Below are 23,321 nucleotides of genomic sequence, written 5' to 3' on the forward strand. Positions count from 1 at the left end.
GTAACTTGCTTGTAACATCAGGAAGTTGTAAAGATGATTGAAAGAGCTCGAATCAAATCTTTACATTATCTTTACTTGCTGGCAACTTGCTGATTAACTTTAATTACCTGACCGTCTACAAGGTCTTGACTTCCAACAGTAATAAGCTGACTACCTGCATCCAATCCTGATGTGATTTCGACTTTACCATTGTAAGAAAGTCCTTGAGTCACTTTTTTAGCTTTGGCAACAGTCTTTCCACCTTCATTAGCCGCAACGTATATGATATTACCTGATTCTGTATTTTGTACCAGATTTTGGTCAATTACCAGAGCGTTATTTTTGGTTTTATCATTGATGTTAACCACAGCTAACAAGTTTGGCTTAAACTTATTGTCTTTGTTTGGAACACTAATTTCAATATCAAAAGTACGGGTCATCGAATTAACTACCTGACCAACAAAGGTAAGACGAGCCTGAATTTCTTCATCAATATCCGGAAACTTAACAGTCACAGGATCACCTACTTTAATGGAGTTGATGTACGCATCTGCTACTTTCGCTTTTACTCTCATCTCAGCCAGATTCACAACCTGAACAGCAGGTGCGCCAGGGGCAGCCATCTCACCAATCTTTACATTGACTGCGTTTACAGTTCCATTGATAGGAGATGTAACCCGTGTCATAGCAATCTGTGTTTGCAGAGTAGCTATCTGGCGTTCTACCCCTTCTTTTTGATTTTTAGCTTGAAGGTATTGAATCTCTGAACCTATTTGCTGTTTCCAAAGGTTTTCCTGACGTTCAAATGTTGTCTTGGCTAGTTCGTATCCAGTCTGTAATTGTGCCAGATTCTGCCGAAGTGTGGCATCATCCGTAACCAACAGTACTTGTCCAGCTTTTACATAGTCTCCCTCTTTTACATATACCTGAGTTACATTGCCACCCATTTTAGGGGTTACGTTGATATTGTTGCGAGAGTCAAGAGATCCCTGTATTTCCACAAAATGTTTGAATGTTTGTGGTTGTACAGTAGTTGTCATTACAGTGGTAATGCGTGTGCTATCCGTTTTATTTGTTCCCAGCTCCTTCTCCAGTGCTACAATTTTAGTTTCAAGCTCTGCTTTTTGTTCTTTTAATTTAGCAAGTTCTGCCTTTTTGTCTCCTCCTGAACCACAAGCTACTGCTAAAAGTGTAGTGGCTGCTAAAAGTGAGGTCTTACTGGTTTTTATGATCGTATTTTTCATATATAAAGTCAATTTGTATAGTTATATCAGAATTGTATGGGTGTTTATTGAACTTTGTACAGATCTCCAGTTGCTTTATCCAGATCTACTTTGGCAATAAGTGCATCATAGAGAGCTGCATAATAATTGGTTTGAGCTTCTTTCAGAGAGGCTTCTGCATTGATAACCTCAATGTTAGATCCTACGCCTTGCTGATACTTGATCCGGGTTACTCGAACAATCTCCTGTGCCAGATCCAAATTGCGTTTTTGCATTTTTAAACTTTCCAATGCATTCTGAAGTGTAACATTTGATTGCTGAACCTGGAAATCAACTGCTCTCTTAAGCTGTGTGATATCATTCTCAGTTTTCTTAACTGCAATCTTCTTCTGTTGTGCCTGATAATTTTTACCAAAGCCACTAAATATGGGTACATTGAGCTGGAACGCCAGAAAAGAGTAATTAAGCCAACGATTAGATTGTGTAATATCTTTCAAACGAGTTGCAGCAGGATTATAACCTGTGGTAAAAGAGGCTGCTAATGTTGGGTATCTTCCTGCCTGTATATTTTTCAAATCCAGTAAATTAAGCTCTTTTTGTTGCTGTAGTAGAGTATACTCGATGCGTTGATCATAATTTACTGTTTCAGTAGCAACTGGAGTGAATGTTGTATTTGTTAAATCAGCAAGTTTCTCTGTCAAAACTATATTCTCATTGAGAGGCATGTTCATTTGAAACTTCAATGCATTTGTCGTCAGATTTAATGATCTCTCAATATTTTGTAGTTGCACTTTTAGATTATTGGCTTGTACCTCTATTCTATCCACATCTATTTTCTCTACGAACCCATTTTTATTGAATTCCCGAGTTTCATTAAGAAGCTTCTCTATGCGATCTACATTAACCTTTACCAGATCATATTGTTCCTGATTAACCAGAACCCCATAATATGCTTTGGTTACATTCTCTACTACTGTAATTTTAGCGCTGTTCAAACTTTTGTCACTGAACTTACGATAAGCCTTTGCTGCTTGTAGGCCTACAAAGTAAGAGCCACTAAAAATTAATTGCGAAGCTGTCACTGATACTCCTGCATTATTCTTTAAACCAAATGCAAAGTGATAGACAGTGTCTAGATTAGGAGGAGCTTGTGGTGCCGGAATATATTCTGTTACAGTACCATTTTTTTTGAGTTGATCATAAATATGCTGAGCTAGTGGATCTGAGCTTGATGCAAAGCTTGTGAATGGACTACTAGCTCGGCCATCCAATATGGATTGTTGTATTCTGAAGTTGTGTTGCAATTGAACTTGTCCACTAATTTGTGGTAATCCGGTAGCGCGAGTCTCACCAATACGTGCATTGGCAGTTTCTATGTCTAGTTGTGCATTTTTTACAGTTGTACTATTTTGCAATGCATACTCAATAGCCTGTTGAAGCGAATAGCTGGTTTGTGCCTGACTGGCAACTGACACTAGCAATAGACTCGCTATTGTTAACTGCCAGCGGCCAACCGTAAAAGGGAAGCCGGTAAATGTAAAAAGTAGTCGGAGAATGGTTTTCATTGTTCATTAATCGTTTGTAGGTAAAGGTTAAGAAACTCCCGCCCTTTATCACTGAGGATGCCGTGCAGGAAGTGTTCCAGTAGTTGTAGTTGTATCTTTTTTAGCACAAACTCTTGTCCTGGAAAAATAGTAGGATCAAACCCCATCGCTATTTGTTCCACTCGTAGGCGTGCCAGTATATCAGGATCAATATCAGATCTGTAAAATCCCATCTCCATTCCTTTCTTCAGATTGTCAATAATGGATTGTAGTATCCATTTCTCTTTGTGTTCCTGAAAAATAGCCCAGGCTTTGGGATGATATTTTTTTAATTCAAACAGGATAGTAGGGTGTATGTTATGAGTGGTAAACTTCAGATGCTGAGCCTCTATAACAAACTCTTCTACCGGATTGGATACTTTCGCCCAGATCTCATTGGCTGTACATTTTTCATAGTCCAGATGATTTTCGATGCAGTGGCACACAATCTCATCCTTATCGGCAAAATGCTGATAGATTGTTTTTTTGGATACACCCAGATGTTTTGCTATTTCGTCCATGGTAATACTCCGGAATCCATATTGAAGAAAGAGTTCTTCTGCTCCTGTTAAAATCCTTTCCCGGATTTCTTTGTCTTTGTCTTCTCTTTCGTCATTTCTCTTTTCTGCAAAGTCACTTTCGCTTTGGCCAACAGATTTTCTAATCATGGTCTTACTTCCTTCTGATCAATTGGGTATCTGGCTGACTCTCCTGAATCGGCCTTAGTGTACATATACTAATTTTTATTTAACAATCAGACTCTGAATAGTGAATGTGTGTGTAAAGGTAATTCCGTATGTCGGCAATGCTGTTCCAGTTGTGTTGTGGAGATACAGGTGCCTTTACAGAAAAGCCTTTTTCGATTCGTTTGGAAAGCTTAATGATCTTTCGGTAGGGAATGCCTAAATCATCGGAAAATAGAGCCTCATCAGGGATTAACCGATCGTCAATCTCAAAGTCTATGAGAATGTGGCGGAGTTTTTCATTAATAATGTTCATAGTTTTGTATGGAAAAAATGTATGGTATGGTTGTAAAAGAAGATACTGTGAAATAATCAGAACTACTATTACTTATGTACTGACAAAACTATGGAAACTTTTTCGTTACAAAAAGTTTCCGATGGGATTTTTTGACGAAACTGCTATTTTTTCGGATGAACCGTTATTTCTATCAGATGAATGGTGTACTCTGGAAACTATTTTTGTGGTAAAAGTTTTTTGTTGTGTTTTTTGTTAGACAATACATCGAAATCCTGTTTTTTATCAGTAAGAAAAATATACATCGCCGATTTGTTAGGAAAGGAGTTGACCAGTTTCTATATTTTATCTATATTTCAATTCTTTTTTTCAGGAAGATGGTTTTGCTATATAGCTATGGGTATTTTTCATTCCGTACTGGACGAACAAATCAAAAAGTATTTGGACAATAATTACCTGATAGACGAGAAGCTACGCGGTTTATTGTTGGAAATCAGTAAGACATATGAAAAGATTTCAGATAGGGAAGAGAAAGAAGTATCTGAACAGTCTTTGCTACAGAAACTGCAGTTTAACGAAGCTCGATATCGGCAGATTGTTGAATGTACAACTGATCTGATTTATGGATGTGATGCAGAAGGTTATCTGATTTATGCCAATCCGGTAGCATGCCAGCGGTTTGGTTACACAGAAGAGGAGATTCGTCAATTACATTTCACAGATGTAGTTGCATTAGAGCATCGTGAGATGGTGCGGGACTTTTACAAACGACAGTTTGAAGAAAGAATCATAGATACATATCTTGAGTTTAAGTGTCTTACACGAGATGGAAAAACAGCCTGGATCGGAAATAATGTGCATTTGCAACTTAATGCAGAACACAACTGGGTGGTTGGTTTTCAGGGTGTGGCCCGGGATATGACAGAGGCCAAACAGGCTGAAGAAACATTGATTCAGGCAAGGCGAATGGCTGAAGAATCTGTAAAGGCCAAAGAGCATTTCTTGTCTGTAATGAGTCATGAAATACGAACACCACTCAATGCCGTAATTGGTCTGTCTCATCTGCTTCTGGATGAAAATCCACTTCCTAATCAGGTCGAACACCTGCAGGCTATCAAACACTCTGCTGATAGCTTGATGATTATTATCAATGACATCCTGGATTTTTCAAAGATAGAGTCTGGTAAGGTGTCTTTTGAAAATGTTGATTTTAAACTGGATGATATCTTTCGTGGCATAGAGAAGAGCTTGGCTTATAAGGCTAGAGAATCTAATCTGCGTTTGCTGATAGAAACAGATCCTCGCTTGCCAGCTACTGTAGTGGGCGATCCGTTGCGACTGAATCAGATAATCCTTAATCTGGTCAGCAATGCTATTAAATTTACGGAGAAGGGCTTTGTAGAAGTAAAAGCTCAGATGGTGAGCCAGAAAAAAGATACGATTACTATTGAGTTTAAAATTACAGATACAGGTATTGGTATTCCAGCTAATAAACTGAGCACTATCTTTGAAAGTTTTACCCAAGCTTCGCATGAGACTACCCGTAAATATGGTGGTACAGGACTGGGACTTACTATTACTAAAAGACTGGTCGAGTTGAAGGGTGGAACTATTCAGGTGAAAAGTAAGATAGGATTGGGATCTACATTCACAGTATTACTTACCTTTGAGAAGTCTCATCTTACAGCACCTGTTATTCCTGTTCCCAGTGGAAATACAATTGAAGCATCTACAGAGTCTCTCGATAACTTACAGGTATTGTTGGTAGAAGACAATCGAATGAATCAATTGGTTGTAAAAAAGTTTATGGAGAAATGGGGAGTGAGAATGGATATTGCAGAAAATGGGATTGAAGCTATTGAAAAGCTGAGAGAAAGTACTTTTAGTCTGGTGTTGATGGATTTGCAGATGCCCCAAATGGATGGATACAAAGCTGCCCGTTATATACGCTACAATATGGACTATCCGTATCGAAATATTCCTATTGTAGCACTGACTGCATCTGCCATGGTGGATGTAAGACGTAAGGTAATGGATGCTGGCATGAATGACTTTATTACCAAACCATTTGATCCCCGTGATTTATACCTGAAGATTTTAAAGTTTTCTATGAAAGGATCTCAGTCTGATGAAAGTCCCATTTTCACACCATCTGTGTTACCTGGAAACAATGGATATGTAAATCTCCAATATCTGGAAGAAATTTCTGCCAATAATCAGGAGTTTATAACAGATATGATTCGGTTATTTCTGCGTCAGATGCCTCAATTTGTACAAAAGCTTAAAAAGGCTTGTGAGAATGCCAACTGGATGGATTTGAGGTATATTACCCATAAAATGAAATCTTCATTATCTACCATTGGTATTTTTGAATTGGAATCCGTGATTCGACAACTGGAGACCTATGCTGCACAGGAAAGTCATCTGATTGAGGTTGTACAACTATGCAACCATGTGGAGCGGGTATGTGAGGAGGTCTATACTGAACTAAAAGAAAAGCTCAATGAGAAAAATCTAAAGCTGATTAAATAAGGTTCTTCTATTGAACTGGAAAATAAAACGCTCCCAAAAAGTTTTGGGAGCGTTTTATTTTTCGGCTAGATTCCTCTATAGTATCATTCAATTAGAAGATGTTATCTTTGCCACATCTTTACTACTGCCTGATTTTGACTTCTAATGTCCGATTTTACTTTTGGTGGTTCGTCGCTACATTATACCTGTACAGGTTCCGGAAAACGTGTGTTATGGGTGTTTCACGGATTTGGTCAGACACTCCGGAATATGGATGTACTTGTGCAGCAACTTAGTGAGCAGTTTACTGTCTACTCATTTGATTTGTTTTTTCATGGCCAAAGTGTGTGGGGACACAAGGAGAATCTGCTCTCAAAACTACATTGGAAAGAATTGGTAGAGACATTTCTTACCCAGGAAAAGATTGACAAATTTTCGGTCCTAGGATTTAGTATGGGTGGAAAGTTTGCATTGGCAACCTTGGAAAGTTTTCCTGAGCGAATAGAAGAACTAATTCTGATTGCACCTGATGGAGTGAAAACTAACTTTTGGTATAGCCTGGCTACCTACCCTTCCTGGGCAAAAAAAGCTTTCAGAGGTGTTGTGATACGACCTCGTCGGTTTCAACAACTGGCACTTTGGATGAGACGTTTGCGTGTGGTAGACAAGGGTGTAGTGCGATTTGCTCAAAGTCAGATGAATACTCGTGAAAAACGTCACAGAGTGTACTTTTCGTGGATAGTTTTTAAGGAACTAGCTTTTGACATGAACCATATTGCAGAATTGATTAAACAATATCAGATAGGAGTGAGTATGTTCATTGGGAAGTATGACAAAATTATTACAGAACATAACATGCGTCCATTTCTGCAAAAAATACCTGATCATACATTTATTATACTGGAAAGCGGGCATAACAGATTGGTTGAAGCCGTTGCTGAACATTATACCAAGGGATTTTCGGTACATAAAAGTCGGTGACTTTCCTTTGTACTGGAAAAGATACTATTTTGCATACAGTTTTTATTCTTTATTGATACATGAAATATTTGATTGTAGGGTTAGGAAATATAGGCCCGGAGTACGAATTAACACGACATAATATTGGCTTTTTGGTGGTAGATCAACTGGCCGACAAAATAGGTACAGATTTTACAATGGATCGGCTGGCCTATCGGGCAGAAGGTCGTTACAAGGGAAAAACGTTGATTATCATAAAACCTACCACTTATATGAATCTGAGTGGTAAAGCTGTCAATTACTGGTTGAAAACCGAAAAGATTCCTCTTGAGAACCTATTGGTTATTACAGATGATCTGGCTCTGGACTATGGCAAGATACGTGTACGTGGTAAAGGGTCACATGGTGGCCATAATGGATTCAGAGATATAGAGGCTGTACTTCAGACACAAGAGTATGCCCGTTTGCGTTTTGGTATTGGCAGCACCTTTTCCAAAGGCAAACAGGTAGATTATGTGTTGGGAAACTTCTCAAAAGACGAATTTGCGGAACTGCCTTTGCATATTGATAAGGCCTGTGATGCGGTATTTTCATTCTGTACAGCAGGATTGTCTCAAACTATGACACAGTTTAACTCCTAGAAACTGCTGCTCTGTATTGATGACATGTTAGTTTGAAGAAAACTTTAGTATGTCCGCAACAAAGTTATCTGGCAATTTTTTAAAACCTTTTCATTCCCGAATTGCACCCACTCCCAGTGGTTTTCTGCATATTGGGAATGTTTTTTCATTTGTTATCACCTGGCTACTGGTTCGTAAAACACAGGGAAGCTTACTACTTCGTATTGATGATCTGGATTATGACCGGGTAAGACATGAGTATATCAAAGATATATTTGAAACGCTAGACTGGCTTGGTCTGGATTGGGATCATGGTCCGCAAGGAGTGGATGACTTCAATAATCATTATTCGCAGATTCACAGAATGGATATGTATCAGGCTTTGTTGACTAAACTGGTCAAAGATCCTGTTGTGGTATATGCTTGTGATTGTTCCCGAACCAGAATACAGGAACTTGGTAGTTATACGAATATATGCCGTTATCGGCGTCTGCCACTGGATAATAACGATAGTGCATGGCGTATGTGGGTATCTGATGATACACATGTTTGCTGGAATGAACTACATCAGGGAACCACTCATGTAGAATGTAGGTCTGTAACAGAACAGATTGGAGATTTTGTAGTGAAACGACGAAATGGGCAACCTGCCTATCAGGTAGCTTCGCTGGCAGATGATCTGTATTTTGGTAGTAATTGTATTGTGCGAGGAAAGGATTTGTTGCCTTCCACTACTGCCCAACTCTGGATGGCAGGTTTGTTGGCGCAAACAAGCTTCTCGGGGTCTGTCTTTTATCATCATCCTGTGGTAATGGATGTATCTAAGCAAAAACTGTCTAAATCAGCAGGAGCCATGTCTGTTCGGTCTTTGCGTGAGACTTCTGTACAGGCTGGAGTTGTCTTTCGCAATTTGGCTCGAAGTATGGGAATACCATATGAGGACATCTTTACTGCCCAGGATTTGTTACAACAATTTAACTTTCAATTACCCCAAACACTTTCTCCTGATCTGACTCTATGAGTAGTTATTCACTATGAAAAGTATCAGATCTCTGATAATTCTGAAATGTGACCAGTATTTCGATAGTTTGAAAAATTAACCGGAACTTCAGTCAATGACAGAGATGACTGGAATTCCGGTTAGACAGAAAAATGAACCGAGTTCAAATATTTTTGTAAAATGACTGGTATTCGGATATTTTTTCAACCTGACCGCATTTCCAGTCAAAACCAAAAGTGAACGGAACTATGGTCAAAACTAAAAGCGATTCGATTTCTGTTCATTTTTTATTTTGATCAACAAGTTTGTGTATGCAGGCTTTGTTGGAAGTTTGAACAGAATTCAAATATTTTCCAAACCAATCAGAATACAAATTATTAATGATGTTGGTTTTGTCACTTACAGAAACCTATCAAAACTTACTGTAAATCTAACAAGAAGTACTTCGCATGAATAAAATAGAGTTGCTTGCCCATGCCTTACAGACATTTTCAGGAATGGATCAGGAAGCATTTGATTTGTCAGTGCCTTTCTGGCAGGAACGTAGTTATGACAAAGGTGAGTTCTATAATGAGTATAAAAATGTATGTCGACATCTGGGATTTGTTATTGATGGCGTTTTCAGGACCTACTATATTCATTCTGATACCGGAGAAGAGAAAAATGCATTCTTCTTTTCCAAAAATCAGATCATAGTTTCCTACAAGAGCTTTATCAACCAGGCTCCATGCAATTATTATACGGCTAGTCTGACAAATTCAACCATTCTCTATATTGGGTATGAGCAACTGATGCATCTGTATTCACAATCTCATCAATGGGAAAGGCTAGGGCGACTGATTGCCGAATCTGCTTTCAATACCTCCATGGGGCGAGCCGAAGATTTTATGTTTCGTACACCTGAACAACGCTATCAGGATCTGGTTGAAATGCATCCGGATATTTTTAATAATGTTCCATTATATCATATTGCTTCTTACTTAGGTATTCAGGGGCCTTCACTAAGCCGTATTCGCAAACGCATGGCACAACGTTAATTTCCTTCTAACAACTGACGAATAATCTCAGATGTAGTCCTTCTGGGTGCTTTCGATGCATTTTGTCCTGCCCATAGAGAGAGAAACTGGCTATTGTTTGTCTTTCTGGCTAGTTCACGTATCGCTGCAGTGAGGCTATTCTGAACCGGATAAGGAGGAATGGATATACCTGAGGAGTCTACAGCTTGGGTATACAGATTCGGAAGGCCACGAGCCCATCGTCCTGAAAAGGATTGGGTAAGGATCGAGTCTTCTGCTACTGATTGTTGTATGGCATCTTTGTATGACTCAATCGCAGCACTTTCCATACTTGCTAAAAATAAACTACCGATTTGTACACCGTGTGCCCCTAGTGCCAATATCGCATCAATACCTGCCTTATTATAAATACCCCCGGCAGCCAGTAATGGTTTGTTGGTAACTGCTTGTACTTGTGACAGTAATGGCAGCAGTCCTACCATCGGTAAGTGGTCATGTTCCAGAAAAGTACCCCGATGACCACCTGCTTCTATTCCCTGTACTGTAATTATATCAATATCTGTTGCAGCTACCAGTCTGGCTTCTTTTACACTGGTTACCGTTGCTATAAGGATAGTTCCTTTTGATTTAAATAAACGAATTTCTTCATCTGTAAGGATTCCAAATGTAAAGCTGACAATCTCTATATTCTCCTCCAATAGGATATCCAGTTGGTCTTTATAAGAGTAAAACCGCACATTTTCAATCGTAAGAGGTGTATACGGTACTCCGTTTTCTTTACAGAGTTGTTCCAGAAAAGTATTCATCTGAGAAAACTCATCTATTGAAAACTGAACTGGAATTGGATGTGCAAACAGGTTAACCGCAAATGGTTTATTGGTAAGTGCTTTGACCTTTCGAATCAATTGCTGAGCTGTTTCAGGAGACAGTCCACCTATTGCCAGAGAACCTAGCGCACCTGCATCGGAAGCGGCAGCAGCCATTTCAGGAGTGGAAACGCCCAGCATAGGAGCTTGTACAATTGGATAATCAATGTATAATAGCTGGGTTAAGGAGTTGTTCCAGGTCATGATAATAAAGTCAAAAATGGAAACAATGCTCAAAAAATAATAGACCCTCTCTCATTAACTGAGAGAGGAGTCTGGATATTAGGCTAGTTTTGCACTAAGAGTAATTTCTGCATTCAGCAATTGGGATACCGGACAGTTTTGTTTAGCTTCTAAAGCTGCTGCCTGAAATGCCTCTTCTGTAATAGAAGGTATAGTAGCTGTCAGATCCAGATGAATGGCTGTGATCTTACCATCTTCAAATGTAACTTTTGCCTGTGTATCCAGATTATCAGCAGTAAATCCTTTTTCTGCTAATACAAAACTCAGTTTCATGGTAAAGCATCCTGCATGTGCTGCGCCAATTAGTTCTTCTGGATTGGTACCCACACCATCTGCAAAGCGGGTTTTAAATGAAAGTTGTGCTTTGTTTAATGTTGTGCTTTGAGTAGATACTGTTCCCTGGCCTTCCATGCCAGTTCCTTTCCAGTTTGCACTTGCAGTTCTTGAGAATTTCATGATAATAGATTGTTTAAGGTATAAAAAATGTGTGAGAAATATAGGTAATTAATTGTTATTGGGCCAAGTTAATCTATAATCTGCATTTTGGTTTTAATGGTTTTAGGTATTTTCTTAGTTGATTTTGATAAGACAAAGATCTGGCAACTAGAGGAGAATAATTTTAACTTGGGTTAAAATCGTAACATAATTCAAAAATTATTTGGCAGATTTTTGTGTTTGATTTCAGAAGGAATCTAGTCCTATAAAGGGATTCATGTGATCCATCTCTTTGTTGGGTTACACTTCGTTATATTAAATCCTTTGATTTTTTCGTAACTTTGTGAAAAAACAGTTTTTAAGTTGTCTGAATCAAGATGTTATCTATAAATAATCTTTCTTTTTACTTTGGTGGGCGAGCATTATACCAGGAGGCAAATTTACACATCAAACCCAAAGATAGAATTGGCCTCATAGGATTGAATGGAACCGGAAAATCGACATTACTACGTTTGATAGATGGTGAGTATCAGCCAGATGAAGGCAGTATTTCCAAAGCAGGTGGCTGTACTATTGGTTTTCTGAACCAGGATTTACTTTCCTATCAGACTGAAGACAGTATTTTGTCAGTTGCTATGCAGGCATTTGAACAAGAAAATAAACTTCAGCAGCAGATCAATGAGTTATTACACCAGTTGGAGGTTTCTTATACTGACAGTCTGATTGATAAACTAACTCGTTTGCAAGAGCAGTTTGATACATTAGGAGGATACACCATTCAGGCAAGAGCTGAAGAAATTCTGGAAGGGTTAGGATTTCGTACTGAAGAACTGCAACGTCCTTTGCGTGAATTTTCCGGAGGATGGCGTATGCGTGTTATGTTGGCTAAAATGCTTCTTTCCAAACCAGCTCTGCTCCTTCTGGATGAACCTACCAACCACTTAGATCTACCCTCAATCCAGTGGCTGGAAGATTACTTAAGTGACTATGAAGGTGCCTATATAATTGTATCTCACGATAGAGAATTTCTGGACAATGCCATTGAAACAACGGTTGAGGTTGCTAATCAAAAGCTGAATACATATTCTGGGAATTACAGTTTTTACCTGGAAGAAAAGGCCTTGAGAAATGAAATTCAGCGGGGTGCTTATGAAAATCAGCAGGCTAAGATTCGCCAGACCGAACGTTTCATTGAACGTTTCAAAGCAAAAGCAACAAAAGCACGGCAGGTACAATCACGTGTGAAGGCACTGGACCGAATGGATATGATTGATGCGGTTGTAGATGAAAATGTGAAAGTACATTTTCGTTTCAACTTCCGTCAGCAAAGTGGGCGCAATGTACTTTCTATTGAAGATGTAAGTAAGTCTTATCCACAGAAGCCTATTCTTAAACATGCTACTGCTCGTATTGAACGAGGGGATAAAATAGCACTGATTGGGGCTAACGGAAAAGGAAAGTCAACTTTGCTACGCATTGTTGCCGGAACGGAAAATATAGATGGAAAACGTGAGATTGGGCACAACGTAAATTTTGCCTTTTTTGCTCAGCACCAATTAGAAGCTCTAAACGTAGAGAATACTATTCTGGATGAACTCAAACAGGCTGGTACAAACAAAACAGAAGTAGAGCTTAGAACTGTTTTAGGGTGTTTTCTTTTTAGCAATGATGAAGTATTCAAAAAGATCAAAGTACTTTCCGGAGGGGAGAAATCTCGTGTAGCTCTGGCTAAAACGTTGATCTCTGAAGCTAACTTTCTGCTTCTGGACGAACCTACCAATCACCTGGATATGCAATCCGTAAGTATTCTGATTCAGGCGCTTGAGCAGTATGAAGGTACATATGTGGTCATAAGTCACGACAGACACTTTGTAAGTCATGTTGCCAATAAAATCTGGTTCATAGAAGATTACCAAATAAAGGAATATCCTGGTACCTATGATGAATTTGAAACATGGTATGCAGAACGTGAGAAAAATAAAGCTACACAGGTGGCCCCTATAGAAACAAAATCTGTTACTACCAAGCCTGTTACCAGTAAACCCATATCTGCTGACCCTACTGTTACTAAAAATCTTCAGAAGGCCAATCGCCGTGTAGAAGAATTGGAGAAGAAAATTGCAGAATTGGAAACACAAAAACATGATCTGGAGCATCAGATGGCTCATTTCTCTGCTGAGAATAATACAGAAGAAGTTACTAGGATATCAGGTGTATATCAGCAGGTAATGCAGACAATGGATAAAACCATGGAAGATTGGGAGGTAGCAACACTGGAAGTAGAAGAACTGGAAAAAAAGCTAGCATAGTTATAGCATAAAGTCTGGTGCTAAGCAATAGACTTGCATCAGACTTACTCCTTTATTTTCTTTTGAAGTTGAGTTTTGGCAGAGGAATATCTTCGCATCAGACTTTTTTCTACTCCAATGATATCAGCCCAGGGTTGAAACAGGCTTAATGCCTCTGCTGTATTTATCCGATTGTCTATATTTGTCACTTTATCAAAAATAAGGGTACGAGTCCATAGCTTGTACTCCTCCTGATAATTGTATACTTGTGCAATAGCATGGATGGTCTCAAAATCAAGTCCATGAAGAGTATTGCTGATCAGACCCGACTGGTACACTGAGTTCTCCAAAGGAGGAATATAGATACCTTTCCATCCAGAAATTAGTTGAAATCCTCCACTTTTCCAGAAGCCTGCTTGTAATCTGTCTTTACCAAGTGTATGATATAAGGCCTGGCTTGTTTTCAGAACGTGTTCACGATACGCCAGAGATTGTTGTAATTTTTGCTGGTTGGAGTCAATCTCCATAGACAGGTTTTTAAGAAAGTCTTTTTGTTTAATGGTTTCATTATGTTGTTCATTCCAGTTGCTGGCAACAAGACCCAGATATACACCTGCTGTAATAAGAACCAGTTCTCCCAATAGCTTAACCAGACCTTCCTTGATGTTTTGACCTATGGACATTGGTAGTTTAAAATGTTTAGACGAATTTGGCCGAATATAATTATTTGAACGTAAAACCACAGTCACTCGTAATGCATTTATAATGTAATAGTCTCAATATCATGATAAGCAAACCTGAAAATACTTATGTTAGACCTTGGCATATATTGCTGGATATAGATGGAGTATTCATTACAACACCTATCTGGAAGCCAGATGTGTTGCATGAGGATGGATATTCAGATTTTCGTCAGGACTGTGTTAAGAATTTTAACGAACTGGTACAACAGATAGATGCTCGCATTATTATTACCTCTTCACGCAGGCATACCAAAAACAGAGACGAACTAGCTCTTATATTTCAAAACAGAGAAATTCATACTCCAATAGAAGCATTATTGCCTATATATGAAAATGTAAATAATAGAAAAGAAGAATTAACGTTATTTATATTACAGAACTGGTATGAGAAGTATATTATTATAGATGATGATATGTCATTGCATGAACTTGAGCCAGATATAAAGCAGAATTGCATAATTACAACCTATTCCAGAGGATTTGATAGGGAAGCTTTGGCTACTACACAATTGCTCATTTCAGGCTGATAGTGATAATATCATCATTTCAGATACATTTCTTTGTAATCCTGATTTACTTCGCTACCTTTGCAACCTTTTGTAATAAATAGAGGTTTTTACTGAAAATCTATTGTTTTTAAACTGACAAAACACCCCAAAGGTGTTTGTAATTCCTACCTATGAAGCTCTCTGAGTTTAAGTTTGACCTTCCTGCGAGCCTGATTGCCAACTATCCTGCCGAAAATCGGGACGAAGCTCGGCTTATGGTTGTTAATCGCCAGACCAAAACTATCGAACATCGCGTGTTCAAAGACATCATCGACTATTTTGGTGATGGTGATATGATGGTGGTGAACGATACTAAAGTATTTCCTGCCCGTTTATATGGTAACAAAGAAAAGACAGGGGCAAAAATTGAGGTTTTCCTTTTACGGGAATTAAATCGTGAAGCACATTTATGGGATGTACTTGTAGATCCTGCACGTAAAATTCGTGTGGGGAACAAGTTGTATTTCGGAGATGGAGATTTGGTTGCCGAGGTGATCGATAATACTACTTCCCGTGGTCGTACTATTCGTTTCTTATATGACGGTACTCCGGAAGATTTCTATCATACAATTGAATCATTGGGTGAAACTCCGCTGCCAAAAATTATCAAGCGGAAAGTAGAACCTGAAGATCGTGACCGTTATCAGACTATTTTTGCTGAAAATAAAGGTGCTGTCGCTGCCCCAACAGCTGGCTTACACTTTACCAAGCAGGTTGTGCGTCGTCTGGAAATAAAAGGTGTACATCTGGCTCCCATTACATTGCATGTGGGTTTGGGTACATTCCGTCCGGTAGATGTAGAAGATCTGACCAAGCACAAAATGGATTCTGAAAACTTCAATGTACCTGCTTCTACAGCAGATGCCGTAAATGTGGCGCTGGACAATAAAAAGAAAGTATGTGCTATTGGCACTACTACCATGCGTACACTTGAATCCTCTGTGTCTGCTAATGGACGTTTGAAGCCTAATCAGGGATGGACAGATAAATTTATCTTTCCTCCATATGATTTCAAAATTACCAATGCAATGGTAACCAACTTCCACTTGCCTGAGTCTACTTTGTTTATGATGACAGCCGCTTTTGGAGGATTTGATTTTATCCATCATTGTTATCAGACTGCGATCAAAGAAAAATATCGCTTCTTCACCTATGGTGATGCAATGCTGATTCTATAAATTATAGTAAATCCGTTCTTCTGTTTAATGAGAGGAACGGATTTTTTGTATTTCCAAAGGTTTTAGCTGCCTGATCATGAAAACCTTAGCTCTCTATTTCTCTCTTCTCATAATTGGTATTATCTGTTCTTCGTCAGTTCCTGCTACTAATACCCCAAAGAAACTTCCTATTGACTATTGCGAGGTCTATGGTGCCATTTATCTGGAAAAGGATCGGTCTTTTGCAGATGTACGTGTATACATTGAGGAAAGTGAAGGATTAGCCAAAATGCAGGTTTTTAAGGAAGATAACGCCTTGTATGCTGATAAACCTGGAATCTGGTATATTACTAAGAACCGTAACCTGGCTAATTATCGTGTATATATTGAAGAAAACCGTTCATTTGCTCAGTTCTCTATCTATTACATAGATAATCCCTCATTTGCTGGCTGCCGGTAACCTCTACTATTTTTGAATAATTGAGTCGTTAAATACATATAGGGTTTTGGTCTATTCATAATGACAATCGCAGATTTATAGGTATTCATACAGTTTTTAACACCTTGTGCATTTCTTTCCTGATAATAGGATTGCTTCGGTATTCTGCTTCTGCTATTTGTAAAGAAAGTCTAAAGCTTAGCTCTGCTATTTTTACTCCATACTTCTGTCTCTGTAATAACTTCACCAAAGATACATCATAAGGCTCTTTAATTTTCGGCGGCGAAAGGCCGTAATGATATTATTTGAGATGCCCACCGCTTATCTAAAAATCACTTATGTAAGTTTGTGACACTGAACGTGTTGGATACTGTCTTATAAATTCTAATTTTTGTAATTGGCAAAAAAATACTATACAAACCCTTACCACATTGGATTTCATTGAGTTAAAAGTTTTCGTATCGCCTGAATGGGCAGAGATTATTATCGCCGAACTAGCTGAAATTGGCTATGAATCGTTTGTAGAGTTCGACGAAGGCATTATTGCCTATGTACAAAAGTTGCAGTTTAGTGAAGAATTATGGCAATCAGTTGTTGAAAAATACACTGATTTTGTGACAATTGACTATACAGTTGCAGAGATGCAACGTAAGAATTGGAACGAAGAGTGGGAAAAAAATTATCAACCTATTGTAATAGATGATCAATGTATTGTAAAGGCATCATTTCATCAGATTGAAGAAAAATATCCCTATGAGATCACTATCAACCCTCAGATGTCGTTTGGCACAGGGCATCATGAAACTACTACACTGATTCTTCAAAGTCAGTTACAGTTGGAACATGAGGGATTAAAAGTGATGGATGCAGGCAGTGGAACAGGTATCCTGGCTATTATGGCTCAGAAAAGAGGTGCAGTTCTGATAGATGCTTTTGATATAGATGAATGGGCGGTAACCAATGCTGTTGAAAATTGCCAGATGAATCAGTCTGACAAAGTTCGTGTACAGCAGGGAACCATTGCGAGTGTACAACTGGAAGATGTTTACGATATTATATTGGCTAACATTAATCGTAATATTTTATTGGATGAAATGCCATTGTATGCCAGTAAGTTAGTTTCTGGCGGAACATTATTGTTAAGTGGTTTTTATGAACAGGATATCCCTGAACTTGAAAAAAGAGCTAGTGAATTTCAGTTAGTAAAAAAACAACAAACCTCAAAACACCAGTGGGCGTCTTTGTGGTTTGAGAAAAGATAATGAGTAAAAGAAGCTCTCTGCTATATGTGATTCTTAGTGCAGAGGGCAAATACGTTTGTGAGTATACCAGCTAGTGCAAAAAAACGTTTAATAAAGAAACGAATCTTAGATGAAAAAGAAAGTTTACATTCTTCTCGTATTCAATCTGTTAGCAACCATACTAACATATGCGCAGTCTTTTAAAATTTCGGACAAACAGGAAGAGTTTGTAGCGGATGTATCTAAGATGTTGGCAAGCACTAAAAATGAAAAGCTGACTCAACTGGGCTCTGACTTTGGAACAGCCTGGAATAGTCTGAATGAGGCTCAACGAACGAAAATAATAGCTGTCACACAAAAAATGAATGTGAAGAAATATCGTGTTTCTCCACATTATGAATCATTATTTGGGGCTCTTACCTATGCAATTACCAAAGAGAATACCCCCGCTGATGAATATTCCAAGCTATTAAATGTGATAGAGAAATCCGTAAATCAGTTTGATGGCAAAACATTAGCAGAAGTCTTAAAGAATATGTCTGTATTCTTTGAGAATAAAGCATTGTATAGTACACATTATAGTAGCTTACAGGTGACAGGCGGTAGCTATACATTTGAGTTTATTGGTGAGGCGGCACCTTCTGAAGTACTGCCTCCTGCCGAAGAACCAAAAGAGGAGAAAAAGGTAGAAGAGGTGGTGGTTGAAACACCTAAAAAAGATGACAAGAAAACACCTGCAAAGAATACAGTTACAAAGAATACCGCCAAACCTAAAAAGGTTGATGACGGCTGGGGATCATTTGACGATAAGCCAGCTGAAGATGCCAGCAAAAAGAGTGCAGATGATGGATGGGGATCGTTTGATTCAAAAGATGATAAGAAAACTGCAAACAAAACGAATGATGATGGTTGGGGTTCTTTTGATGACAAACCTAAAACATCTTCAAAAACCAAGAACAAAACATCGAATACCAACAATAAATCTACTGCACAAGCCAAACAAAATGATGGATGGGGGGATGCTCCCGTAGAAGAAAAGAAACCGCAGACAGATGATTGGGGTACTCCAGCTACAGACTCTGAACAAAAAACAGATGCGAATAGTGGATGGGGAGATAATTTCCAAACACCTGAGAGTACATTTTTGCAATCTACTTTACCTCAGGTTTCCGGACCTGTACTGGTATTGACAAAAGCAGATTTTACATTTATCAGTCCACACGATTCCGCTGCTCTGATAGGAACAAGCGGATCAGTAATGTTACAGAATGGTACTTTTGTAGGTAAAGGTGGAAAGTTTGACTGGAGTACTGCTGGTAAACCAGAGATCTATGTGGAACTAAAAGACTTTAGCTTTAATGTAAAAAAATCTCAGTTGTCAGCAGACAATGTTACACTGCACTATCCTGAAAAAATAGAGACCCCTGTGCCAGGTGTTTTTCAGTTTGCAAGTAAAAAACATTCTTCACCTGCAACTGCAGAATATCCTAAGTTTACGTCCTTATATAGCAACATTGTCATTAAAGACATTGGACCTAATCTGGTTTACAAAGGAGGATTTTCATTGGCTGGTCGTAAAATGTCCAGTAAGTCATTATATGGCAAGATGTGTAGTTTGAGTTATGTAAAAGATGGACAAACAAAGTTTAAAACCCGTGGGACACAATACGAATTTCAGGATTCTACCATTGTTGGTCAGCAGGTTAGTGTGACCATTCCTATGCGCCGGGATTCTATTTATCACCCTGCTGCTCGGATGACATACAAACCGTTTTCAAAACAGCTCCGGTTAAATCAGAAAAATGATGGTTTTCAGAATACTCCTTATATCAACTCATTCCATAAAGTAGATATTGTTATGGATGGATTGCAATGGAATCCCGACAGCAGTGAGATCAATTTCTATACGTTGAATGCCCGTATGGAAGTACCGGGTATCCTGGAATCACATGATTTCTATGATTCTACACGGTATTTTGATTTGCGTGGTATGTATTCTTTCCATCCATTGCAGATATTAGCTTCACAAGCAAAAAAGGCCAAACGGACTACCTTTACTATTACAGAACTAGCTACCACCTATAAGCTCAATCCATCAGTAGTGCGCAATGCAATGATTCGGATGATGCAGGGTGGTTTTGTGGATTATAATTCGGATATGGACGAAGTACGAATGACTCGTAAAGGGGACCATAACGTATTGGCAGGTAATAAGAAACGTGACTATGACAGCTTTGTTATCAATTCCTATATTAAGGATAAACCCAATGCATCGCTGGATCTTCAAACTAATACGCTGACAGTAAGAGGGGTAGAGAAGTTCCCATTGAGTGAGAAACTGGAGGTATATGTGTTGCCACGAAGTAAAGAGATTCAATTGCTTAAAGACAGAAACTTCCTGCTGGAAGGGGAGGTGCAGGCTGGTAACTTCCGCTTTAAAGGATCAGGGTTCTCTTTCCTATACGACGAATTTACTGTGGAGATGAACCAGATTGATACCATTCTCTTTACTCCAAAAGAAGCAAAAGGTAAATCAGATAGTGTACAATTGGGATCAGAGATCCGGTATTCAGCAGGGACATTATACATCAATAAACCAGATAATAAAGCTGGTTTGAGAGATTATCCGGAATATCCACGTCTGAATGTACAATCAGGTGCTGCTATCTATTTTGACCAGAAAGATCGTATCAACGGGTCTTATAACCGAAATGTACGTTTTGAGGTTCCAAGTATTACACTGGATAGTTTGAACTCAAAGAACCCTGAATATAAGGGGACATTCTATTCGGATGGTATATTTCCTGAATTCGAGGAAGATCTTATTGCTATGTCCGATAACTCTCTTGGGTTTAAGCATAAAGTTCCGTCAGGTACCTATCAGCTCTTTGGTAGTGAGGATAGCCGTATGATTTTTGCCGGCGATTTGATTATGGACCGCAAAGGATTACGTGCTTCCGGACGCATTGATCACCTGAACACTACTTTGACAGCCAAAGATATTGTCTTTACTCCCGATTCTGTTTTTGCCAGAGGACCACAGGCAGATATTAAGGCTGCTACTTTGGGAGCGGTGGCTGTACCAAAAGCTACAGTCAAAGATTTTAAGCTGACGTGGAAAGCCAAAGTAGATAGTATGATGATCTCTAGTACCAAAACTCCTTTTGAGATCTATAAGGAAACCGGTGCATCATTCAGTGGTACGATGGTTGTACGACGCAATGGTTTGTTTGCAGATGGGCAGTTTGACAGACCTGACTCAGATATAAACTCTCCTTCTTTTGCATTTGAGAAAAACAAATTCAGTGCAGGTGATGCAGAGTTTCGTATTAAATCCAAGACGCTGACCAAACCGTCCTTACTTGCCAACTTTGTAAACGTTAATTTTGATATGGGCAAAGGAATGGTAGAAATCAAGACTAGTACAAACCCTGATCTTATAGGATTTGCCAGTCTGGAATTCCCTTATTGTGAGTATAAGACATCTATTCAGGAGGCTACCTGGTTGCTTGATAAGAAGTTAGTATTCATGAAGGGTGATGTGAAGACTTCGACATTTACATCCAACAACCCACAACATGAAGGATTGACATTCAATGGTAGTGTGGCTGGTTATAATATTGATAAAATGACATTGAGTATCTCAGGTATTCCATACATTGTTTCTGCTGATGCGCGTATCTATCCAAGCAAGGGAACCGTAATGATTACCGAGAATGCTAAAATGCAACCTTTGTCAAAAGCCGTACTGACACTGGACACAACAACCTCTTATCACAAGCTGGTAGATGGTGAAATTCAGATCTTGTCCCGTAAGAAGTTTGCAGGTAATGCAACATACGCCTATACCAACTTTGAAGGAAAAACCTTTAATGTGAAAATGCGTGACTTTGAAACCCGTACAGAAGAAGCAAAACGTAAGAAAGATGTTCCTCTTGAATATACAGCTGCTACGGGTATTGTAGATGAAGGTGATAAATTTTATCTGACATCCAGGATGTTGTTTAAAGGAGCTATTACGATGAAATCTCCCCGAAAGTACCTGGATCTTGATGGCTTTGTGAAGCTCGACTTAAAATCTACCAGTAGTCTTGCCGACTGGATTTCTTACAAAAGTAAGCCAGAGGATGAAGGGGTAACGATCACAGTAGATGAGAATCTGAAGAGTGGTGAGACACAGATGACTGTGGGTGTGCATGTTGATAAAGAAACTTCTTCTGTTTATACTACCTTTATTTCTGCCAAGAGCCATGCAGATGATAAGGACATTCTGATGGCTACAGGACAACTTACCAACAACGATGAAGGAAACGAATTTAAGGTTGTTGACCCCGAAAGAGCCAAGAATAACAAATATGCCGGTAATCAATTTATCTTGGATGATAATACAGGTAAGATCCGTCTGGAAGGAAACCTGAGACTGTTTGAGGATCCGGGAAATTATCTGCCTGTGTCTTCAGGAAGTGGGGAAATAGATCTTAAAACCAATAAATATACATTCAACACACTGATGGGATGGAACTTCCCTACATCTACTCAGATTTATGATGAAATGGCGGCAGGAATTTTGGAAGCCAAAGAGAATGAAGGCGTAGGACAGGAAGCGGCAGAAGATAACAAGGAAAGATTCCTGATGAAAATTGCGCAAATCATTGGAGAGAAAGAAACACAATACTGGAAAGACAAACTGACCATTGAGTATATTCCTATGCCTCAGATTTCCAAACGATTTGCATTGCCTCTGGTATTATCTAATGTGGATCTACTTTGGAATGATGAATCTAAAAGTTTTGGTAGTGTAGGTAAAATTGGCGTATCAAATATTGGAAATAACGACATCAATTCTGCCTTTGATGGTATGGTTGAAATTCGTAAAACGGCAGAAGGTGATCAGGCTACTATTTACCTGGAGGTATCTTCTGACAAATGGTACTATATGAACTACCAGCAAGGTCAATATTCATTACTTTCTTCTGATGAGAATTTTAATGCAGTAGTTTCTTCAAAAGGAAAAGGTGGAAAATCGTTCACTGTTGCATTGGCTACTGAAAATGATGTCAATGGCTTCAAGGATCATTTCAATGATACTCACAATAAAGGAAAAGAAATTCCTAAGAAAGAAAAGTCTGTTGTAAAGAAAGAAGAGCCTAAAAAAGAAGAACCTAAGAAGGAAGATTCTAAAATAAAAGAGAAGCCAAAGGCGGATGATAAGCTTGTAGAAGGAGAAGCTGATGAAAATGCGCAGCCTGAGGGAGAAGAAAATACACCTCCAAAAGAAAGTAAAAAGGAGAAAGAGAAGAAAAAGAAATCTGATAAAAAGGCTGACTCCAAAGCAGATGCCAAAGAGAAGAAGAAAAAAGAAGAGAAGCCTAAAACTATCGATGAAGAAGAAGAAGACGGTTTCTAGCTTATCTAAACAAAACACCCTGGCAGAGATGTCAGGGTGTTTTGTTTTAAGCCCTCTTAGGGCATACTTTTTTCATCAGTTGTA

At 38.8% G+C, this 23,321-nt stretch carries 18 protein-coding genes; 11 read left to right on the forward strand and 7 right to left on the reverse strand.

The annotated features are described in order from the left end of the window. Window positions 1–71: 71 nt before the first annotated feature. The 4 genes from QNI15_RS09220 to QNI15_RS09235 all read right to left on the reverse strand — a co-directional run bounded on the left by QNI15_RS09220 (window position 72) and on the right by QNI15_RS09235 (window position 3,784). Window positions 72–1,223 (reverse strand): efflux RND transporter periplasmic adaptor subunit, encoded by a 1,152-nt coding sequence (locus QNI15_RS09220; RefSeq protein ID WP_314000323.1) that lies wholly within the window; start codon window positions 1,221–1,223, stop codon window positions 72–74. 44 nt (window positions 1,224–1,267) lie between these two features. Then, the gene (locus tag QNI15_RS09225) at window positions 1,268–2,767 is read right to left on the reverse strand and encodes a TolC family protein (protein WP_314031485.1); all 1,500 of its coding nucleotides are present in this window, start codon (window positions 2,765–2,767) and stop codon (window positions 1,268–1,270) included. Continuing rightward, window positions 2,764–3,453 (reverse strand): TetR/AcrR family transcriptional regulator, encoded by a 690-nt coding sequence (locus QNI15_RS09230; RefSeq protein WP_313978726.1) that lies wholly within the window; start codon window positions 3,451–3,453, stop codon window positions 2,764–2,766. The genes QNI15_RS09225 and QNI15_RS09230 overlap by 4 nt, the downstream gene beginning before the upstream one ends. A 79-nt stretch (window positions 3,454–3,532) precedes the next feature. Then, window positions 3,533–3,784, reverse strand: coding sequence for a hypothetical protein (locus QNI15_RS09235; protein ID WP_313978724.1), 252 nt, complete (start codon window positions 3,782–3,784; stop codon window positions 3,533–3,535). 375 nt (window positions 3,785–4,159) lie between these two features. Here QNI15_RS09235 and QNI15_RS09240 point away from each other — a divergent pair, with 375 nt between their 5' ends. From QNI15_RS09240 to QNI15_RS09260, 5 genes are all read left to right on the forward strand, one after another. Further along, window positions 4,160–6,295 (forward strand): PAS domain-containing hybrid sensor histidine kinase/response regulator, encoded by a 2,136-nt coding sequence (locus QNI15_RS09240; protein WP_314031487.1) that lies wholly within the window; start codon window positions 4,160–4,162, stop codon window positions 6,293–6,295. A gap of 144 nt (window positions 6,296–6,439) precedes the next feature. Beyond that, the gene (locus QNI15_RS09245) at window positions 6,440–7,255 is read left to right on the forward strand and encodes an alpha/beta fold hydrolase (RefSeq protein WP_314031489.1); all 816 of its coding nucleotides are present in this window, start codon (window positions 6,440–6,442) and stop codon (window positions 7,253–7,255) included. Between the two features lie 59 nt (window positions 7,256–7,314). After that, window positions 7,315–7,875 (forward strand): aminoacyl-tRNA hydrolase, encoded by a 561-nt coding sequence (gene pth / locus QNI15_RS09250; RefSeq protein WP_314031491.1) that lies wholly within the window; start codon window positions 7,315–7,317, stop codon window positions 7,873–7,875. Window positions 7,876–7,924: 49 nt separating this feature from the next. Beyond that, a complete protein-coding gene (locus QNI15_RS09255) occupies window positions 7,925–8,875 on the forward strand; it encodes a glutamate--tRNA ligase family protein (protein ID WP_314031494.1) in 951 nt (316 codons plus the stop codon). Window positions 8,876–9,303: 428 nt separating this feature from the next. After that, on the forward strand, window positions 9,304–9,891 hold the full coding sequence (locus tag QNI15_RS09260) for a Crp/Fnr family transcriptional regulator (RefSeq protein ID WP_314031496.1): 588 nt from the start codon (window positions 9,304–9,306) through the stop codon (window positions 9,889–9,891). On the opposite strand, the gene QNI15_RS09265 is transcribed toward QNI15_RS09260, so the two are convergent. Further along, window positions 9,888–10,940, reverse strand: coding sequence for an NAD(P)H-dependent flavin oxidoreductase (locus QNI15_RS09265; protein ID WP_314031498.1), 1,053 nt, complete (start codon window positions 10,938–10,940; stop codon window positions 9,888–9,890). The two genes, QNI15_RS09260 and QNI15_RS09265, sit on opposite strands and share 4 nt — an antisense overlap. 78 nt (window positions 10,941–11,018) lie before the next feature. Beyond that, window positions 11,019–11,435, reverse strand: coding sequence for an OsmC family protein (locus tag QNI15_RS09270; RefSeq protein WP_313978708.1), 417 nt, complete (start codon window positions 11,433–11,435; stop codon window positions 11,019–11,021). A gap of 356 nt (window positions 11,436–11,791) precedes the next feature. Between QNI15_RS09270 and QNI15_RS09275 the strand changes: the two genes are divergently transcribed. Beyond that, window positions 11,792–13,723: an ABC-F family ATP-binding cassette domain-containing protein gene (locus QNI15_RS09275; RefSeq protein ID WP_314000339.1), complete on the forward strand. Its 1,932-nt coding sequence runs from the start codon at window positions 11,792–11,794 to the stop codon at window positions 13,721–13,723. A gap of 44 nt (window positions 13,724–13,767) precedes the next feature. On the opposite strand, the gene QNI15_RS09280 is transcribed toward QNI15_RS09275, so the two are convergent. Then, window positions 13,768–14,385 (reverse strand): hypothetical protein, encoded by a 618-nt coding sequence (locus QNI15_RS09280; protein WP_314031500.1) that lies wholly within the window; start codon window positions 14,383–14,385, stop codon window positions 13,768–13,770. A 101-nt stretch (window positions 14,386–14,486) separates the two neighbouring features. Between QNI15_RS09280 and QNI15_RS09285 the strand changes: the two genes are divergently transcribed. From QNI15_RS09285 to QNI15_RS09305, 5 genes are all read left to right on the forward strand, one after another. Continuing rightward, window positions 14,487–14,972 (forward strand): HAD domain-containing protein, encoded by a 486-nt coding sequence (locus QNI15_RS09285; protein WP_314000344.1) that lies wholly within the window; start codon window positions 14,487–14,489, stop codon window positions 14,970–14,972. A gap of 152 nt (window positions 14,973–15,124) precedes the next feature. Further along, window positions 15,125–16,171, forward strand: coding sequence for a tRNA preQ1(34) S-adenosylmethionine ribosyltransferase-isomerase QueA (gene queA / locus QNI15_RS09290; RefSeq protein WP_313978699.1), 1,047 nt, complete (start codon window positions 15,125–15,127; stop codon window positions 16,169–16,171). A gap of 76 nt (window positions 16,172–16,247) precedes the next feature. Beyond that, the gene (locus QNI15_RS09295) at window positions 16,248–16,610 is read left to right on the forward strand and encodes a DUF6150 family protein (RefSeq protein ID WP_314000347.1); all 363 of its coding nucleotides are present in this window, start codon (window positions 16,248–16,250) and stop codon (window positions 16,608–16,610) included. 410 nt (window positions 16,611–17,020) lie between these two features. Next, window positions 17,021–17,851, forward strand: a complete 831-nt coding sequence (gene prmA / locus QNI15_RS09300) for a 50S ribosomal protein L11 methyltransferase (RefSeq protein ID WP_314000349.1) — start codon at window positions 17,021–17,023, stop codon at window positions 17,849–17,851. Between the two features lie 109 nt (window positions 17,852–17,960). Beyond that, window positions 17,961–23,237: a hypothetical protein gene (locus QNI15_RS09305; protein ID WP_314031501.1), complete on the forward strand. Its 5,277-nt coding sequence runs from the start codon at window positions 17,961–17,963 to the stop codon at window positions 23,235–23,237. Window positions 23,238–23,321 lie beyond the last annotated feature (84 nt).

The sequence above is a fragment of the Xanthocytophaga flava genome (assembly GCF_030068545.1).
GTDB lineage: Bacteria > Bacteroidota > Bacteroidia > Cytophagales > 172606-1 > Xanthocytophaga > Xanthocytophaga flava.

Bases quoted from the DNA above. Each gene is read 5' to 3' on its own strand.
- pth (WP_314031491.1), top strand. From the start codon at position 7,315: ATGAAATATTTGATTGTAGGGTTAGGAAATATAGGCCCGGAGTACGAA.
- QNI15_RS09270 (WP_313978708.1), bottom strand. From the start codon at position 11,435: ATGAAATTCTCAAGAACTGCAAGTGCAAACTGGAAAGGAACTGGCATG.
- QNI15_RS09295 (WP_314000347.1), top strand. From the start codon at position 16,248: ATGAAAACCTTAGCTCTCTATTTCTCTCTTCTCATAATTGGTATTATC.
- QNI15_RS09275 (WP_314000339.1), top strand. From the start codon at position 11,792: ATGTTATCTATAAATAATCTTTCTTTTTACTTTGGTGGGCGAGCATTA.
- QNI15_RS09285 (WP_314000344.1), top strand. From the start codon at position 14,487: ATGATAAGCAAACCTGAAAATACTTATGTTAGACCTTGGCATATATTG.
- QNI15_RS09260 (WP_314031496.1), top strand. From the start codon at position 9,304: ATGAATAAAATAGAGTTGCTTGCCCATGCCTTACAGACATTTTCAGGA.
- QNI15_RS09255 (WP_314031494.1), top strand. From the start codon at position 7,925: ATGTCCGCAACAAAGTTATCTGGCAATTTTTTAAAACCTTTTCATTCC.
- QNI15_RS09220 (WP_314000323.1), bottom strand. From the start codon at position 1,223: ATGAAAAATACGATCATAAAAACCAGTAAGACCTCACTTTTAGCAGCC.
- QNI15_RS09265 (WP_314031498.1), bottom strand. From the start codon at position 10,940: ATGACCTGGAACAACTCCTTAACCCAGCTATTATACATTGATTATCCA.
- QNI15_RS09245 (WP_314031489.1), top strand. From the start codon at position 6,440: ATGTCCGATTTTACTTTTGGTGGTTCGTCGCTACATTATACCTGTACA.
- QNI15_RS09230 (WP_313978726.1), bottom strand. From the start codon at position 3,453: ATGATTAGAAAATCTGTTGGCCAAAGCGAAAGTGACTTTGCAGAAAAG.
- queA (WP_313978699.1), top strand. From the start codon at position 15,125: ATGAAGCTCTCTGAGTTTAAGTTTGACCTTCCTGCGAGCCTGATTGCC.
- QNI15_RS09280 (WP_314031500.1), bottom strand. From the start codon at position 14,385: ATGTCCATAGGTCAAAACATCAAGGAAGGTCTGGTTAAGCTATTGGGA.
- QNI15_RS09240 (WP_314031487.1), top strand. From the start codon at position 4,160: ATGGGTATTTTTCATTCCGTACTGGACGAACAAATCAAAAAGTATTTG.
- QNI15_RS09235 (WP_313978724.1), bottom strand. From the start codon at position 3,784: ATGAACATTATTAATGAAAAACTCCGCCACATTCTCATAGACTTTGAG.
- QNI15_RS09225 (WP_314031485.1), bottom strand. From the start codon at position 2,767: ATGAAAACCATTCTCCGACTACTTTTTACATTTACCGGCTTCCCTTTT.
- QNI15_RS09305 (WP_314031501.1), top strand. From the start codon at position 17,961: ATGAAAAAGAAAGTTTACATTCTTCTCGTATTCAATCTGTTAGCAACC.